We start from the raw sequence: 16,570 nt of genomic DNA, 5'->3' as shown, positions 1-16,570 counted from the left end.
CGCCGGAGGAGGCAGCAGATGGACCTTCCCGTCTTCGACAGCCATTTCCACATCATCGACCGTCGCTTTCCCCTGGTGGAAAACCAGGGTTTTCTCCCCGACGACTTCACCTGCCATGATTACCTGCGCCGCACGGAGGCCATGAACCTCGCCGGCGGTGCCATCGTCTCCGGCTCGTTCCAGGCCTTGGACCAGTCCTACCTGGAAGACGCACTGGTTACGATGGGGCCGCGTTTCGTCGGGGTCACCCAGTTACCCGCCTCTGTCAGCGACGACGAGGTGCTGCGCCTGAATGCCCTCGGGGTGCGGGCAGTGCGCTTCAACATCAAGCGGGGCGGCTCCGAGAAGGTGGACCACCTGGACCGGATGGCACGCCGGGTCCACGAACTGGCGGGATGGCACGTGGAGCTTTACATCGACTCCCGCGAGCTCCACGAACTCGCCTCCGTCCTCACCGGGCTCCCCGCGGTCAGCATCGACCACCTCGGCCTCTCCGCAATCGGTCTACCCGCCCTGCTGGCAATGGTGGAGCGCGGGGTGCGCGTTAAGGCGACCGGGTTCGGCAGGGTCGACTTCGACGTGGCCGGTGCGGTGCGCGACATCTGCCGCGCCAACCCTGATGCCCTCATGTTCGGCACCGACCTCCCCTCTACCCGTGCCCCGCGTCCCTACGATGACCAGGATCTCCGTCTCATTCTCGACACGCTCGATATCGATCTTGCCTGCAAAGTTCTCTGTGGAAACGCTATAGAGTTTTATCGCCCTGCTGCTAGTCAAAACCCTTAGCCTCATGAGCACTTACTCAGCTGATTAGCCTAAAATAATTTTGACGTTTGCATCTTTTTATATTAAAAACAACATCGTCCAACACTTCAGATTCAAGCTGTGCGGCTCAATCAGCGTTCCTGACACGATCTACTCACCTCCTTCAGAAGTAATGGGTATTGAATGGCTGAGATCTTCTTTATAGCCAGTGATGAACGTGCACTCGATCTTATCGAGAGCCTGCGCATCCAGTCTCCGAAAAGCCTCACCTTCGAGACCGACCTCCCCAGTGCCATCGGCAGATTGCCCAAGGAGCAGCCGCACTACGTCTTCATCCAGAGCAGCCTCGATGAAATACCGGCAGAGGAGATCGCCGCCCAGACCAGGGCACTGGTCACCGCCCCCGACCTGCAGTTGATTCTGCTCGCCGACGGCGAGGCGCCGCCTGCTCCAGCAGGCTTTGCCGCTTCCTTCAGCCTATCCCTGCCCACGCCGCGCCTAAGCAGTGAGGTGATGCAGCTGCTGACTGCCGAGGTAGTTGTCGCCGCGCAAGCCAAGCCCCCTGCCGACTTCTCAGACCTCTCCGACTTCGGCAAACTTCCCGACCTTTTCACCTTGGACAACCAGGCGGATTTCGAGATCGCGGATTTCGACGACACGGCTTTTGAACCGCACCTCGCCCCGTTATGGCCTGACCAGGCCGAAAAGGATACTGCAACGGGAAAAGGAGCGGCGGCGCCCTCGGCTCCGGCCAATGACCGCCAAAACGGTTTCATTGAGGAGATCGGCTTTTTCGTCTCCGATCCGCAGCCACCAGCACGACGGTTGCCGGAAGCGGAGCCCGCTCCTTATGTGCCTGCGGCTCCGGCACCTCGTGCAGTCGAGGTCGCCCCGCCACCTCCACCCCTCGATGGGCTCGCGCAGACGATGTCGCCCCCCCCGGGGTCCCAGCAACCGGCACAGGTGGCACCTGCCGCACCGGCACACCATGAGCCGCCGACAAAGTCCGCTCAGCGTACCCCGAAGTCCCTGTACCCGACTCCAGACCAGATCTATCGTAAACCGCCTGAACTGTGCGGCCAGGAACTGGAAGAAGATGGCGCCGCGCCGCTGTCCCAGCCCCACGGTAGCGGAAGCAGCAAGAGTGTAACCAAGGGGATTGCCGTGCTGGGCGTGCTGGTGCTCGCGCTGGTGGTCGTGGTCTGGCAGCGTTCCAAGCCGGAACCTGCGCCCTCCGCGCTGCGTTCCTTGACACCGGCAGCCACGGCGCCGGCACCCGCAGCCCCCACAGCAACTGCGCAGGCGGCTGGCAGTTTCCCCGGCTTTGTCCCCAAGGTGCCTGCCGATGCAGCCTACGCCGCGGCGCATCCGGGGTGGGAGCTTTACCGTGGTGACCACAAAGAATTCAGGATCTACCGCGAACAGGGTAAGGTCAGGGCGATCCAGGTGCTGCCGGAGGGGAAAAACGATCTTAACGAGGGAACGTTAGGGCGCTACTTCAAGGAAGCAACCGGGGCCGATCTCCCGCCTGACGGAGAAACCAGGGCACAAAACGGCATCGCCGTCGAAACCAGGAAAGCCCAAAACGGCGCCGAAATCGCTATTTATCGCACGTCTGACCCGCACATCGTGGGGATCGTGCTGCAGCTCCCCGACAAGGGGCACAAGTAAGGCACCACCACGACGTCATGGTGTTGCAGTCATGACGTCGCACACCGCGTTAACCATCTTTCTGGGGAGTTTGCATGTTGGTTTGTCTCGACAAGAAACAACTGGGCCTGGCCCTGATCCTGCTGGGCACTTTTCCGTTAACCTCGTATGCCATCGACAAGAAGTTCGAGATTGAACCAGCCGTCCTGGCCAAGAAGTACCCTATGCCCGCAGCTCCCGCCCCGAAAGCGAAACCTGCAGGGCCCAAAACGTCGGGGACCGCACCCAAGGCGTCTGGGACGGTCAGCTACAAAGTGAAACGCGGCGACTTCCTGTACCGGGTGCTGGCCAGGGAGTACGGCATCACCGGCGACCGGGCCGACGCGGTTGCCCGCAGGGTCCAAGCCGCCAATCACCTCGCCGACATCCGCAGGCTCCGGGTGGGAACGACTCTCATCATCCCCATAGATCCAACCGAACATGTCGCCAAGTCCAAGACGCGCCGCACCGCCAAGGTCGCCGCCGCCAAAGCGGGGAGGACCGCGCCATCCGAGGCGAAGGGCGCCACCATGATGTTCTTCAGGGCGCCCGCGTCGCAGTCGTCAGGCGTTCAGGCTGCCGCCGGCAACCCCGCGGCGGTACAGGACGCGGCGCAGGTCTGGCCGCAGCTGGTCCCCAACGCACCCTCCAGCAAGGCGCAGCTCGATTACCTGTCCAGCGCCTTCTCGCTCTCGCTCGATCCGCAGCGTTACCCGGTGCTGGCGGCCCAGGACGGAGGCACCATCCTGGTCGACGCGGGGGCCACGCTTCCCCCGCTGGTCAAGTCGCTGCTCCAGGAGAAAAATCCGCAGTTGAGCGTGGTATCCGAGCGCCCCGACAATCCCCGGGCCTTTTACCGCGCCCTCCTGAACGCCGCCCGGTTCTATTCCTTCGAGGAGGACTTCCTGGTCGACTTCGGCTCCGACTGCAAGGTGATCGTACAGGCCGACTTCAAGATCGAGAAAAACCAGGACAGCCTGCTGCGCCAGGACATCACCCTTCTCAAGGTCCCCGGTAAACGCCCGGCCACGCCGCAGGCACTGGTCCGGCTACTCGCCTCGCACGGCTTCAAGCTGGTGGAGACACCCTCGACAGCCCCCATCATCACCGGCAGGCCCGACGACAGCGTCCTCTACCAGATCCCGGAGAAGGATCCCCGGGGGATCGCGGACGCGCTGTTGGAAGCCCTCGGCATCCGGTTCCAGGCCGACCGGAACATCGACCTATACGCCGACGACAACAACGGCGTGCGGCTGGAGATTCCGGTGTACCGCTATTTCGAGAAAAACGGCAAGCGTTACGTGCTGGCGCGTTTCCAGGGAGACCCGATGGGTGATTCGCTCACCAGCCTCTTGGAAGGAAAGGGGTACCAGGTCATCGCGGTCCAGGATCACGACGACTTGCAGAGCCTGTCCGACAAGCTTTTGAACCGGCTGGACATCGCCGGGCGCTACGGTGAGCAGGAACTGTGGTCGCTTTGGGAGAAGGGATACGGGGTGCGCATGCCGGGCGTGATGCTTAACGACGCCAAGGGAGGCAGGATCTTCATCACGGACCGCAAGGTCGATCCGCTGGTGCGGGAGTTGGCAAAATTGAACGGCTACCGTCAGGAGACCCGGTAGCCGCGTGGTGGCATGACGACGGCCGGCTAGTCCCGGCCGAGTTGCTTGTAGGCGTTCTGTAAAAGTTCCATCTGGTCGCGGTTCATGATGGCCAGGAACCACTTTTGGTATGACTCGCTGAACTGCACCACCTTTTCCATGGTGATCCGATCGAGGGTGCGCTCAAGATCGATACCAAGCTGGAGAGCCTCCCGGACCTCGGGGGGCTCTTCTTTTGCCAGCTCCAGCATGGCGCGGACCTTGGCGAGGATCTCCTCCGCTTCCGCCAGCTCCAGGTTGACCCCCTCTATCACATCGTCCAGCGCGAGCTTGCCGACCAGGGTCAACAGCCTGGCCCGGTTTTCCCGCTCCAACGCACTCTTCAGCCAGATGTAAAAGATCTCCCGCTCGTCCTTGAAGAGGTGGGCGAAGTAGTGGTAGAGCTCGGCGCAGGTAAATTCCGCCCGCTCGCACACCCCCAAAACCTGACCAGCACCTGCCGCCACCTGGAACGCTATCGGTTTTTGCATCTCAAAACTCTCCTATTCAAAAAATTACATAAATACATATCATTACACGAGAATCGACCGTGCCGCCCTCCAGTCGCAGTTCTAGCGGCAGGGTCTGTGGTTGAGCATGGTGCTTCAGCAACAGGTCCCCGGCGGTAGATCGCGGTGTCTGGTATGGGCTGGAAGTGGTCGGAAGAGGCGGTTAGTTACTCCCCGGACAAGTGCAGGAAGCAGTCGGCGCGGTACAGGGAGGCATCCGCGGCGAACCTGGAACGGGGGAATTTCCGTAAAAAGTCGTTGAAGCGGGCCAAAGCCTCGCGGTAGTCATGATCGAGGTAGGCGCGCTGCCCCCTCTGGAACAGGTCCTGTTCCCCCGACTTGACGGGCAACCGCTCGATGGAGACGGCTTTTTTCAGGGCTGCGGGACGTTGGACGGCGGGTGGGGGCGTGGCCTTGACTGCCTTCGCCGCCTTTACCTTTGCGGGCTTCCCGGCCTTGACTGCCTTCTCGACCTTTCCCGTCTGTCCCGGAGGAACCGGTACCAGCAACTTATCGCCCGGATGAATCAAGTCCGGGTTCTTTATCTTGTTGAAGACCAGCATCTGCGGGAAGTAGTCGGATACGCCGATGTGCTTCCGGGAGAGTCTGGACAGCGTGTCGCCCCGCTGTACCGTCACCGTACGCACCAGAACACCTTCCTTAGGTGACGCCGGCGCCTCCGCGCCCGTCGCTTCCTTAGGGGTGTAGAGCAGCATCTCTTCGGCATGCCCGGCGCTGCCGCAGCAAAGCAGAAAAAGAATGCCGAAGGTGACGATGCGAAGAGGTGCCATCTTAGTACCTGTTCCCGAGGAGATCCTGGTAGGAGAGCGAATTCTTCATCTGCACGCTGGTGCCGACGGCAATGCCCGGCTTCACGCGATAAGTTACCTTGATGTTCCGCTTTTCGCCAGCGCCCAGCTCGTCGAAGCGCCAAACGTAGACGCCGTTGTCGAACCTGCTGAAGGACGGATCTGCCGCAACCAGTTCGAGCTGCGTCGGGAGGACACTCTGCACGGTGACCTGCTTGGCCAGGTTAGAACCGCGGTTAACGCAGTTGAGCTCCAGAGAGGAGACCTCGCCCGGCTTCAGCTTGCCGCCGCGGGCGGCCAAGCCTAGCTCCAGTACCGGCCGGGAGTAGGCCAGTTGCAGGTGGACGGCGGCGGAGCGATCGGGCGCATTGTCGGAGTCGAAGCGAACCGAAGCGGAAGCCGCGGCGCCGTCGGCCGCGCTGGCCGGCGTCTCGATTTCGAAAATGACGTAAGCCTCTTCTTTCGGGGAGAGCGGTCCTACGTGGTTAATGATCGGCTCACTGCTCTGCCGTTTGCCGTCCCGGTTCACGTCCTCGTAGAAGTTGTAGGTGGCATTGGCCGGGACAGCCGCCTTGATGGAGAAGCCTTCCCTGACGTTGCCGGTGTTGGTGACGATCAACGGAACCGACACGGTCTGTCCCGGGATGACCACCAGTTTGCCCGAAGTGGTCCTGGCGGTAACCCCGCTCACCTTCTGCACGACAGTGGTAGCGGAGACGAAAGATTCCTTCTTGTTGAGCTCACCGTTGACGAGGTCTGCCCTGACGAACAGTTCCTGGTCTGCGAGGGCTTCGTCCTTGAGCCGGAAGGTGACGTTGATATCCCGGCTCTCACCGGATTTCAGCCGCATGCCGTCCATGACCAGGGCACCCGTCTCCTGTTTCACTCCCGAAGGAAGTCCCACCGGCTCGTATTGCGGCGGGTAATTGAGGCGGAAGGTAACGCCGCGAGCCGGCGCGCTACCGATGTTGAGCAGGGAGATACGGTAGGAGACCTTTTCTCCCGGAAGCAGCCTGGTCTTGTCCGTCTTCACCACGCCCCTCAAGAGCGGCGCCGAAGTGACCAGGGCGACCTCCCTGGTCTGCGACGCTTCCTTGGCGAAAGAGGAGGTGACCTTTACCGGGTAGCTGTTTTTCTGACCGTCGATATTGGCGCGCGGAACAGTGCCGACTCCGACCAGCCTGAACTTCTCACCAACGTCCAAAGTTGGGGTTTTCGTGATGGCGGCATCCGGAGTGGCTGCGGTGGCGAAGTAGAAGCCGTACTCAGGCGGGAAGCCTGATTGGAGGCTGAAGCTGTCGCTGCCGTTACCCCTGTTGACGATTACCATGGGGATCGCGAAGGATTTGCCTGCTTCCGAGGTCTCTGCGGCAGGTCCGAGCTCGACATCGACATCGGCGAACTGGGCCACCTCGATCTCGAAAACCTGGGTCACTTCCCCCGCCGCGGCAGACGCGCCCGTACCCTTGATGGCGGGGTACTGGATCCCCATCTGCATCAGTTTCGCCGATGCATTGGAGGCAGCCGGGGAGCCGGGATAACGATTGATGACATCCTTGTAAGCTGCGATGGCCTTCTTACGAAGCGCGGCTGACTTACCCTTTTCTGCAGCCGGCTTTTTGGCCTTGGCTGATTTCTTTACCTCGGCTTTCTGCGCGGCTTTCTCGACAGCGACCTTCTCGGCAATGGCTTTCTCAGTCGTTGCCTTTTCGGCAGTGACTTTCTCAGCGGCACTCTTTTCGGCAGCAGCTTTATCAGCGGCATCATTTTGAGCGGCGGCGGCCTGGTCTGCAGCAGCTTTCTCTACAGCAGCTTTCTCTGCAGCAGCTTTCTCGGCGGCAGCCTTGTCTATAGACGGCTGCGCAACGGTTTTCGGCGCTGCAGCGATCGGCTGCCCCTTCTGGTATTGATCAGCAAGCCGGAGCAGTTCATCCTCAACGGTGGCTTTAAGCGGGCTCTCGGGATAGTCGTGGAGGAACTGGGCCATGTACTTGCCGGCCTCAGCATTGTTGCCGACCTTGTAGTGTGCCCTGGCAAGCCAGAAGATCGCCATATCCTTGAGCGGCGTATCCGGGTACTTCTTGAGCAGGCCGGACATGTTGTCGATCGCGGTTTTGTAGTCTCTTTTCTGATAAGCATTGAACCCAGTGATGAAGATTTGCGAATCGTCAGAATCGAGAGAAAAGGCGGGCGCAGGCAGAAGAAGCGCTATGAGCAGCAGGACGACTGGAATTTTCGAGAATGAGGCACGGAAAATCTTATAAAGATGCACGTGTTGAACCTTTCCGGGCATAAGGTATAAAGCGTTGAACGTGTCGGAAAGTATCATCATAGACAACTATTGTCAACGCAGAATGGCCCCAGTGCGAAAGCCTCTCACACCTGTGTTTGCGCTAGTTTGTGGCGTTTACCACAGGCAGACAAACAGGAGCTTGTGACAGGGGCAAGAGGATGATGCCGGGATACCGCGCGGATCGTTTTCACTTTACCTGTATGGCGATTTCAGATACAGAGATCTAGCCCACCCAGAAGCAGGGACAACTCGTGAATCTCGGGTATTAATGACACGTCTAATTCTCATAGGTATTTGTTCGGCCCTCTTCTTCAGCAGCACCTTCGTCCTCAACCGCGCCATGAGCCTGCAGGGCGGCCACTGGATCTGGACGGCCAGCCTGCGCTACTTCTACATGTTTTTCATGCTGAGCCTGTGGTTGGTGCTCGCCGGCAAGTCCCGCCTGCTTAAAGCCGTGTTCATAGCTTTTCGCAACAACTGGTGCTTCTGGACCATGGCCGGCAGCATCGGATTCGGGGTCTTCTACTCGCTGCTTACCTTCAGCTCCTCCTTCGCCCCCGGCTGGGTCGTGGCCACCACATGGCAGTCCACCATACTTGCGACGCCGCTGGTATTGCTGCTGTTCGGCAAACGGGTGCCGATGCGCGGCATCATGTTCACCGCCCTCATCTTCCTCGGCATCGTGCTGGTCACCTGCGAACAAGCATCGGCGGCATCGCTGCGGGAAACGATCCTGGGCGTCGTGCCCGTGCTGGTGGCGGCGTTCGCCTACCCGCTCGGGAACCAGTTGATCTGGGAGGCACGCCACGGCAGGATCGCCAGGATCCCGGAGAGTAGCTCGGCGGTTCTCGAAGACAGCGTGGCCCGGGTGCTGATCATGGTCCTTGGATCGATCCCGTTCTGGATCGTGCTGACCCTCTGCGTGCAGCCCCCTCCCCCTTCGGGAGGACAGATGATCAACACGGCGGTGGTCGCCGTCTTCTCCGGCGTCATAGCCACCACACTTTTTTATAAGGCGCGCCACTTGGCTACAACGCCTTTCGAGCTTTCCGCCGTTGACGCCACCCAATCAACCGAGGTGATCTTCTCGTTGCTGGGCGAGATCCTTTTCCTGGGCGGAGCATGGCCGGGTGCGGCGGGGATGGTCGGCGTAGCTCTTTCCCTAGTCGGGCTGATCCTCTACGTGAGGTCACAGACGGCAGCAGATTGAGATGATCCGCGGCGGACGCCGCTCCTACTACAGAGAAACCGGAGGTCGAGATGGCAATCAAGGAAGGTTGGCGCGGCAGGTTCTTCGAGGATTTTGAGGTAGGCGACGTCTATCCGCACCCCCTGGGGCGCACCATCACCAAGACGGACAATATCTGGTTCACGCTGCTGACCCAGAACACGGCGCCGATCCACTTCGATCAACACTACTCCGAGCAGACCGAGTTCGGCAAACCGCTTGTGGATTCCACCCTCACCCTGGCCATCGTCACCGGCCAAAGCGTCACGGACATTTCCCAGAACGTCTTCGCGAACCTCGGCTGGGACGAGGTCACCCTACCCAACCCGCTCTTCGAGGGGGACACCCTGTACTCCCAGTCGGAGGTGCTCGCAAAGAGAGAGTCGAAGTCGCGGCCGAACCTTGGCATCGTCACGGTCAAGACCACCGGCTTCACCCAAAACGGCGACATCGTGATCAGCTTCAAGCGGACGCTGATGGTGTACAAGAAGGGGCACGAGCCGAAGATCGCACGCTTGGAGCCCAAGGCTTAGCTAATTGACATCGTTGGCTGTTTTGACTACGATCCCAAGGCTGGACCAATCATCAGGGAGGCACGCTTTTATGAGTAGTAAACCGACCAGGGAAGCGACCTGGAAACTTGTCGAGGAATACCTGCCCAGCGACCAGATGAGAAGACACTCGCTTGCGGTGGAAGCAGTGATGCGCCACATGGCGAAGAAGTACGGCGAAGATGAAGAGATGTGGGGCCTGATCGGCCTGGCACATGACATCGACTACGAGCGCCATCCGGAAGAACACTGCCACAAGGCACCGGAGATCCTGAAGAACGTCGGGTGGCCGGAGGACTACATCCGCGCGGTCGTTTCCCACGGCTGGGGAATCTGCAGTGACGTTGAGCCGCTCACCAACCTGGAGAAGACGCTGTTCACCATCGACGAGCTGACCGGTCTGGTGGCAGCCTCCGCGCTGGTGCGCCCCTCAAAGAGCATCCTCGACCTTCCCGTAAAGAGCGTCACCAAGAAGTGGAAAGATAAAGCATTCGCTGCCGGCGCCGACCGTTCCATCATCGAGAAGGGTGCCGCCATGATGGGCGTCGAGTTGAACGAATTGATCGCCGACACCATCGAGGGGATGAAGACCGAGGCCGAGGCCATCGGGCTCAAAGGGAATCTTTAGGAGGTTGCCCCATGTCTGCATTTCGTCCGCGCGGTCCTAGGAACGTCCCGCCCAAGAGCGCCGAGGAGATAGACGAACTGGTGCGCAAGATGCGTGGTGAGCAGCAGCGTCCCGAGAATTACCGGGAGAAATCTCTCAAGATGCATGGCTGGATCTGCGCCAAGTGCGGGCGGGAGTTCGAGCTTGCCAACCTGCACCTGTTGACCGTGCACCACAAAGACGGCAACCACAACTACAATCCGCCCGACGGCAGTAACTGGGAAAACCTCTGCGTCTACTGTCACGACGACGAACACAGCCGTACCATCCTCGCGGATTACCTCGAGGGGAAGGACAAAAAGTAAACCCAAACCATTGGCCACGGAGAAAATCTGAGAACTTCGGAGAAACCGAAAGACTCTTCTTTTGTCTTTCTGAGATCTCCTCAGATTTTCTCCGTGGCTGACGGTTTTTAGAAGGAAGGAAGACTGATGCTGCACCTGAAGAAACTCTCCAAGGACTTTGCGGGCAAACCGCTTTTCACCGAGATCAACTGGCACCTGAAAAAGGGCGAGCGCGTGGGCCTCGTCGGCGAAAACGGCGCCGGCAAGTCGACGCTCATGCGCATCATTGCCGGCGAGGTCGAGAGCAGCAGCGGCGAGATCCAGATCACCCGCGGCGGCACGGTCGGCTACCTGCCTCAGGATGGCATCGTCGCCAAGGGCCAGCCGCTCTTCGCGGAGGTGATGACGGCACTGTCCGAGCTGCAGGACATCGAGCGGGAGATCGCGGAACTGACGTCCCGGCTGGAGCACGAACCGCACGACGCGCCGGGCCACGACCAGCTCCTGGACCGCTTCGGTCACCTCCAGGAGGAGTTCCGCCTCAAGGGTGGCTACGCCATGGAGAGCGAGGTAGGCAACGTCCTCACCGGTCTCGGCTTCTCCCCCGCCGATTGGGAGAAGGAGTGCGGCGAGTTCTCCGGCGGTTGGCAGATGCGCATCGCCCTCGCCAAACTGCTTCTAAAAAAACCGAACGTGCTCCTTTTGGACGAACCGACCAACCACCTGGACATCGAGGCCCGCAACTGGCTGGAAGGCTACCTCCAGGGGTACCCCTACTCCGTGATGCTCGTTTCCCACGACCGCTTCTTCCTGGACCAGGTCTGCTCCCGCATTGCCGAGGTCTGGAACCACGCCATCACCGACTACCACTGCAACTACAGCAACTACCTGGTGCAACGCGAAGAGCGGGTCTCAGCCCTGCGCGACGCCAAGCGGCGCCAGGACGAGGAAGTGGAGAAGATGGAAGACTTCATCTCCCGCTTCCGCTACAAGGCCGACAAGGCCGCCATGGTACAGTCGCGCATCAAGCAGCTGGAAAAGATCGAGCGCATCGTGCTCCCGCCGGAGCGCAAGAAGATCCACTTCCGCTTCCCCTCCGCGCCCAAGAGCGGAAAGACAGTGATGGAGCTTACCGGCGTGGTCAAGGCCTACGGCAGCAACGTGGTGCTAAACCAGGTCGATCTAACCGTGGAGAGCGGCGAGAGGATCGCCCTGGTCGGACACAACGGCGCGGGCAAATCGACCCTGATGCGCGTCCTGGCCAACGCCGACGTCACCTCCGGTACCGTCAAGGACGGGCACAACGTCATCAAGGACTATTTCGCCCAGGACCAGGCCCAGGAACTGGACGCGTCCCGCTCGGTGTACGACGAACTGCTGGCGGACGCTCCCTACGACATGGTGCCGCAACTCCGCGACATCCTGGGTGCCTTCCTCTTCTCCGGCGACGACATCCACAAAAAGGTCGGCGTCCTCTCCGGCGGCGAGAGAAACCGCCTGGCGCTCGCCAAGCTTTTGCTGCGCCCCACCAACCTGCTGTTGATGGACGAGCCCACCAACCACCTCGACCTTTTCAGCAAGGACGTACTCCTCGAGGCACTCAAGACCTTCGGTGGCACCGTAGTCTTCGTCTCGCACGACCGGCATTTCATCGACGGTCTGGCCACCCGGGTGGTCGAGGTCGGCGGCGGCAAGCTGGAGAGCTTCTACGGCGACTACGAATACTACCTGGAGAAGACCGCAGGAGCTGCCGGAGCACCGGGGCAGGACGGCTTGGGACGGCTCACCCCCGCCAAGGGTGAGGAAAAAGCGGCCGCGCCGGCTGAAGAACAACCGGACCAGCGCCTGTCCCGCCAGCAGCAGCGCGAGTTGGACAAGCAGCGCCAGAAGGAGGAGCGCGCCCGCGAACGGAAACTCTCCGAGATCGAAGAGAAGATCGGCGTCAAGGAGGGGGAACTCGCCAAGCTGGAGGAGGAAATGGCGGCCCCGGAATTCTTCGCCAACCACGAGGCGGCCCGCGTCGCCGGTGAACGTCACGCCCAGTTGAGCACCGAAATCGCCGCACTGTACGAGGCGTGGGAGGCCATCTAAACAGGCAGTTCCGGGTTGACAGGGGGCGCTTCTCCAGTAATCTTTTTAAATTCGCGCCCTCAACCCAAGTATCTGGAAATACTGCCATGACAGAGAACATTACCATCAACATGCCGGAGATCGTCCCGCTGTATCCCCTGCGGGAGATCATTGCCTTCCCCTACATGGTCTTCACCATCTTCCTGAAACAGGAAGATATGCCCCCCTTTGAGGAGGCGGTGCTCTTCAACAACCTGGTGGCCCTGGTTAAGTTGAAACAGGAGCCGACCGGGGAGTTGCACTCGGCACTGCACGAGATCGGGACGCTGTGCAAGGTGGTGCAGATCAACAAACTCGCCGGCGGCGGCGCCAAGGTCGTCCTCGAAGGCGTGATCCGGGTCCGGGTATTGGCCATCGTGCAGCAGACCCCGGTGGCGCTGTCCCGCCTGGAACCGGTGCGCGAATTCGCCGAGAAGTCCATGGTCTCGGAGGCGCTGGTCGGCAGCCTGAATGCCCTCCTGAAAATCGCCCTCTCCTACGGCCGCCCCCTTCCCGACGACGTTATGAAGATGATCGACTTCATCGACAACCCCGCGCGTCTCTCCGACCTGGTGGCGCTCTACCTGAACCTCCCCATCGACGAACTGCAAAAGCTCCTGGAGACCGTCGACCCGCTTGAGCGGCTCAAGAAGGTCTACATGCACCTTACCAACGAGGTGCAGCGGCTGCAGATCAAGGGCGAGGTACAGGCCGAGGTCACCAAGAAGGTCGGCAAGAGCCAGAAGGAATTCCTGCTGCGCGAGCAGATGAAGCAGATCCAGGAGGAGTTGGGCGAGGAGGATTCGCGCCAGGGCGAGACCAACGAGCTCCGGAGCAAGATCGAGAGCGCCAAGATGCCCGACGACGTCCGCAAAATCGCCGAGAAGGAGATGAGGCGGTTGGAGAGGATCAACCCGGCGTCTCCCGAGTACACGGTCTCCCGCACCTACCTCGACTACCTGACCACCATCCCGTGGCAGACTAGCACCCCGGACAACAAGGATATCAACCAGGCCGAGACGGTTCTGAACGAGGACCACTACGACCTGAAGAAGGTGAAGGAGCGCATCCTCGAGTACCTGGCGGTGCGGACCCTGAAAGACAAGATGAAGGGACCGATCCTCTGCTTCGTCGGCCCTCCGGGGGTCGGCAAGACCAGCCTGGGCAAGTCCATCGCCCGCACCCTGGGACGGAAATTCATCCGCATCTCGCTGGGCGGCATGCGCGACGAGGCGGAGATACGCGGGCACCGGCGCACCTACATCGGTGCCCTCCCCGGCCGCATCATCCAGGAGATCAACCGCGCCGGCTCCAACAACCCGGTCTTCATGCTGGACGAGGTGGACAAGATCGGCGCCGACTTCCGCGGCGACCCGGCCAGCGCCCTGTTGGAGGTGCTGGACCCGGAGCAGAACTTCTCCTTTACCGACCATTACCTGGACGTCCCGTTCGACCTGACCAACGTGATGTTCATCACCACAGCCAACCAGCTCGACCCGATCCCGGCTCCGTTGAAGGACCGCATGGAGGTGATCACACTCTCCGGCTACACCGACGAGGAGAAGCTGAACATCGCCAAGAGGTACCTGATCGCCCGCGAGGTCGAGGAAAACGGGCTGGCCAAGATGGTGCCCGAGTTCACCGACGAGGCGATCTACCGGATCACCCACGACTACACCCGGGAGGCGGGGGTCAGGAACCTGCAGCGCAACATCGCCTCCGTCTGCCGCAAGATCGCCAAGGAGGTGGCTCAGGAGAAGCCGCTGCGGACCCTGGTCGATCCGGAAACCGTTGCCGAACTGCTAGGCCCGCCGCGGTTCTTTGACGAGGTGGCCTCCGAGAAGGACCGGGTTGGGGTCGCTACCGGCCTGGCCTGGACCGAGAGCGGCGGCGACATCATCTTCGTGGAAGCCACCAAGATGAAGGGGAAGGAAGACCTGATCCTGACCGGTTCGCTGGGCGAGGTGATGAAGGAATCCGCCCGCGCCGCCCTCTCCTTCGTCAAGGCGAACTGCACCGAACTGGGCATCGAGAAAAAGGCCTTTGACGACACCACGCTGCACATCCACGTCCCCGCCGGGAGCATTCCCAAGGACGGCCCATCCGCCGGGATCACCATGGCCACCACTATCGTGTCACTCTTCTCGGGACGCCCGGCACGCCGCGACGTCGCCATGACCGGCGAGATGAGCCTCACCGGACGGGTGCTCGCTATCGGCGGCCTCAAGGAAAAGGTCCTCGCCGCTCGCCGCGCCGGGGTGAAAAAGGTGCTGGCGCCGGCGAAGAACAAGAAGGACCTCGAAGACATCCCGGAAAACGTGAAAGAGGAGCTGCAGTTCTTCTTCGTGGAGGACATCCGCGAGGTGTTCGCCCAGGCCCTCAAGTAGACTGTCGTCCAATTACCACCTTGCGCCGCACCCCATCCCGCGGGAGCACCTCCCGCGGGATTTCTTGTCTGCAAGCCCCTTGCGCTTCAACAGGACAAATGTTATCTTTTTTCTCGCTTCACATTAAAATCACCGAGCCGAGGTAGTCATGAAGTCAGTAGCAAGATGCGTTGTCGCCCTTGCCATCCTGGTCAACGCCGCCACCTGCTTTGCCCAAGGACTGGCCGAACGGGTGCAAGAGCACACCCTGAAAAACGGGATGAAGCTTTTGATGGTTGAGCGCCACAACTCACCCACCGTAGCGGCCTGGATCCGCTTCAAGGTAGGAAGCGTGGATGAACGCAGCGACGAGCGGGGGCTCGCCCATCTCCTGGAGCACATGCTCTTCAAGGGGACCAAGACCCTGGGCACCAGGGACTACGCCGCCGAGAAACCGATTCTGGACAAGATCGAGGCGACCGCACAAAAGCTCATAGCCGAGAAGATCAAGCGCGAACAGGCTGATCCCAAGGTGATCGAGAAACTGAGCGCGGAACTGGCCGCCCTGGAGAAGGAGGCGGAAAAGTACGTGGTGAAAGAGGAGTTCGCCGACATCTACTCGCGTAACGGCGGCTCCGGCTACAACGCCTTCACCAGCAAGGACGGCACCACCTACCTGATCAACATCCCGGCCAACAAGCTGGAGCTCTGGGCGGCCATCGAGTCGGACCGGATGCAGAACGCGGTGCTCCGCGAGTTTTACACCGAGCGCAACGTGGTCATGGAGGAGCGCCGTCGCTCCTACGACGCGGAGCCGGAAGGGAAACTCTGGGAGACCTTCCTCGCCGACGCCTTCAACGCGCACCCCAACGGCCAGCCCACCATCGGCTGGATGTCCGACATCGAGAACCTGACCAGGACCAAGGCCGAAAACTTCCTGCACAAGTACTATGCCCCTAACAACGCCATCGTGGCCATCGTCGGGGACATCGATCCGCAGAAGACCATCGCCCTGGTGGATAGGTACTTCGGCGATATCAAGCCGGGGACCCCGGTGCCGCCGGTGGCGGTTACCGAGCCCGAGCAGGCCGGCGAGAAGCGGACCGAGGTGATCGGCGACGCCGAGCCCGAGCTGATGATCGGCTACCACAAGCCGACCCTTCCCGCGCCCGACGACTACGTCTTCGACGTCATCGATATGCTGCTCACCAACGGCCGCACCTCGCGGCTGTACAAGAAGCTGGTCCTGGAGCAGAAGCTGGTCACCTCGGTCTCCTCCTTCGGGGCACCGGGGAGCCGCTACCCCAACCTCTTCATCATCAACGCGACCCCGCGCGCGCCGCACACGGTGGCCGAGGTGGAGCAGGCGATCTACCAAGAACTGGAGCGCCTGAAGACCGAGCCGATGACGCACGAGGAGCTGCAGCAGATCCTGAACCAGCTCGAGTTCGAGGAGTCCCGCCAGATGGCCTCCAACGGCGGCCTCGCCCGCAATCTCACCGAATACGAGGCGATCGCGGGCACGTGGCGGTACCTGATCGAACACCGCCAGAAGGTGGCCAAGATCACGCCCGAGGACGTGATGCGCGTGGCCAAGCAGTACTTCACGCGCCAGAACCGCAACGTCGGCTACCTCACCAAGGCTGAAGGGGGACAGTAA

General features: G+C 61.0%; 13 protein-coding genes. 10 read left to right on the top strand and 3 right to left on the bottom strand.

The features are described 5' to 3' along the window. Positions 1 to 18: 18 nt before the first annotated feature. The 3 genes from K7R21_RS18635 (at position 19) to K7R21_RS18625 (ending at position 4,076) form a co-directional block, all read left to right on the top strand. Positions 19 to 786, top strand: coding sequence for an amidohydrolase family protein (locus K7R21_RS18635; RefSeq protein WP_224984783.1), 768 nt, complete (start codon positions 19 to 21; stop codon positions 784 to 786). Between the two features lie 162 nt (positions 787 to 948). Next, a complete protein-coding gene (locus K7R21_RS18630; protein ID WP_224984782.1) occupies positions 949 to 2,436 on the top strand; it encodes a hypothetical protein in 1,488 nt (495 codons plus the stop codon). A gap of 74 nt (positions 2,437 to 2,510) precedes the next feature. Then, positions 2,511 to 4,076 (top strand): LysM peptidoglycan-binding domain-containing protein, encoded by a 1,566-nt coding sequence (locus tag K7R21_RS18625; RefSeq protein ID WP_224984781.1) that lies wholly within the window; start codon positions 2,511 to 2,513, stop codon positions 4,074 to 4,076. Positions 4,077 to 4,102: 26 nt separating this feature from the next. Here K7R21_RS18625 and K7R21_RS18620 read toward each other — a convergent pair whose 3' ends face one another. The 3 genes from K7R21_RS18620 to K7R21_RS18610 all read right to left on the bottom strand — a co-directional run bounded on the left by K7R21_RS18620 (position 4,103) and on the right by K7R21_RS18610 (position 7,741). Then, entirely contained in the window at positions 4,103 to 4,585 is a 483-nt protein-coding gene (locus tag K7R21_RS18620; RefSeq protein ID WP_224984780.1) for a rubrerythrin, read from the bottom strand. 185 nt (positions 4,586 to 4,770) lie between these two features. Further along, positions 4,771 to 5,394: a LysM peptidoglycan-binding domain-containing protein gene (locus K7R21_RS18615; RefSeq protein WP_224984779.1), complete on the bottom strand. Its 624-nt coding sequence runs from the start codon at positions 5,392 to 5,394 to the stop codon at positions 4,771 to 4,773. A gap of 1 nt (position 5,395) precedes the next feature. Next, on the bottom strand, positions 5,396 to 7,741 hold the full coding sequence (locus tag K7R21_RS18610) for a tetratricopeptide repeat protein (protein WP_224984924.1): 2,346 nt from the start codon (positions 7,739 to 7,741) through the stop codon (positions 5,396 to 5,398). 232 nt (positions 7,742 to 7,973) lie between these two features. Between K7R21_RS18610 and K7R21_RS18605 the strand changes: the two genes are divergently transcribed. The 7 genes from K7R21_RS18605 (at position 7,974) to K7R21_RS18575 (ending at position 16,570) form a co-directional block, all read left to right on the top strand. Further along, positions 7,974 to 8,915, top strand: a complete 942-nt coding sequence (locus K7R21_RS18605; protein ID WP_224984778.1) for a DMT family transporter — start codon at positions 7,974 to 7,976, stop codon at positions 8,913 to 8,915. 50 nt (positions 8,916 to 8,965) lie between these two features. Further along, a complete protein-coding gene (locus tag K7R21_RS18600; protein WP_224984777.1) occupies positions 8,966 to 9,466 on the top strand; it encodes a MaoC family dehydratase in 501 nt (166 codons plus the stop codon). 70 nt (positions 9,467 to 9,536) lie between these two features. Continuing rightward, positions 9,537 to 10,112 (top strand): HDIG domain-containing metalloprotein, encoded by a 576-nt coding sequence (locus K7R21_RS18595; RefSeq protein WP_199389377.1) that lies wholly within the window; start codon positions 9,537 to 9,539, stop codon positions 10,110 to 10,112. A gap of 11 nt (positions 10,113 to 10,123) precedes the next feature. Then, positions 10,124 to 10,456, top strand: coding sequence for a YajD family HNH nuclease (locus K7R21_RS18590; protein ID WP_216800847.1), 333 nt, complete (start codon positions 10,124 to 10,126; stop codon positions 10,454 to 10,456). A 126-nt stretch (positions 10,457 to 10,582) separates the two neighbouring features. Next, entirely contained in the window at positions 10,583 to 12,526 is a 1,944-nt protein-coding gene (locus tag K7R21_RS18585) for an ABC-F family ATP-binding cassette domain-containing protein (protein ID WP_224984776.1), read from the top strand. An 86-nt stretch (positions 12,527 to 12,612) separates the two neighbouring features. Then, positions 12,613 to 14,931: an endopeptidase La gene (gene lon, locus K7R21_RS18580; protein WP_224984775.1), complete on the top strand. Its 2,319-nt coding sequence runs from the start codon at positions 12,613 to 12,615 to the stop codon at positions 14,929 to 14,931. 148 nt (positions 14,932 to 15,079) lie between these two features. Next, positions 15,080 to 16,570 carry a M16 family metallopeptidase gene (locus K7R21_RS18575; RefSeq protein ID WP_224984774.1) on the top strand — a complete coding sequence of 497 codons (1,491 nt, stop codon included), beginning with the start codon at positions 15,080 to 15,082 and terminating at the stop codon, positions 16,568 to 16,570.

The sequence above is a fragment of the Geomonas agri genome (assembly GCF_020179605.1).
In the GTDB taxonomy this organism is placed as follows: Bacteria; Desulfobacterota; Desulfuromonadia; order Geobacterales; family Geobacteraceae; genus Geomonas; species Geomonas agri.
This window is presented reverse-complemented; position numbering and strand designations above follow the sequence as displayed.

Excerpts from the sequence above, each read along its gene's own strand:
- K7R21_RS18635 (WP_224984783.1), top strand. The coding sequence starts at position 19 with ATGGACCTTCCCGTCTTCGACAGCCATTTCCACATCATCGACCGTCGC.
- K7R21_RS18630 (WP_224984782.1), top strand. The coding sequence starts at position 949 with ATGGCTGAGATCTTCTTTATAGCCAGTGATGAACGTGCACTCGATCTT.
- K7R21_RS18625 (WP_224984781.1), top strand. The coding sequence starts at position 2,511 with ATGTTGGTTTGTCTCGACAAGAAACAACTGGGCCTGGCCCTGATCCTG.
- K7R21_RS18620 (WP_224984780.1), bottom strand. The coding sequence starts at position 4,585 with ATGCAAAAACCGATAGCGTTCCAGGTGGCGGCAGGTGCTGGTCAGGTT.
- K7R21_RS18615 (WP_224984779.1), bottom strand. The coding sequence starts at position 5,394 with ATGGCACCTCTTCGCATCGTCACCTTCGGCATTCTTTTTCTGCTTTGC.
- K7R21_RS18610 (WP_224984924.1), bottom strand. The coding sequence starts at position 7,741 with ATGATACTTTCCGACACGTTCAACGCTTTATACCTTATGCCCGGAAAG.
- K7R21_RS18605 (WP_224984778.1), top strand. The coding sequence starts at position 7,974 with ATGACACGTCTAATTCTCATAGGTATTTGTTCGGCCCTCTTCTTCAGC.
- K7R21_RS18600 (WP_224984777.1), top strand. The coding sequence starts at position 8,966 with ATGGCAATCAAGGAAGGTTGGCGCGGCAGGTTCTTCGAGGATTTTGAG.
- K7R21_RS18595 (WP_199389377.1), top strand. The coding sequence starts at position 9,537 with ATGAGTAGTAAACCGACCAGGGAAGCGACCTGGAAACTTGTCGAGGAA.
- K7R21_RS18590 (WP_216800847.1), top strand. The coding sequence starts at position 10,124 with ATGTCTGCATTTCGTCCGCGCGGTCCTAGGAACGTCCCGCCCAAGAGC.
- K7R21_RS18585 (WP_224984776.1), top strand. The coding sequence starts at position 10,583 with ATGCTGCACCTGAAGAAACTCTCCAAGGACTTTGCGGGCAAACCGCTT.
- lon (WP_224984775.1), top strand. The coding sequence starts at position 12,613 with ATGACAGAGAACATTACCATCAACATGCCGGAGATCGTCCCGCTGTAT.
- K7R21_RS18575 (WP_224984774.1), top strand. The coding sequence starts at position 15,080 with ATGAAGTCAGTAGCAAGATGCGTTGTCGCCCTTGCCATCCTGGTCAAC.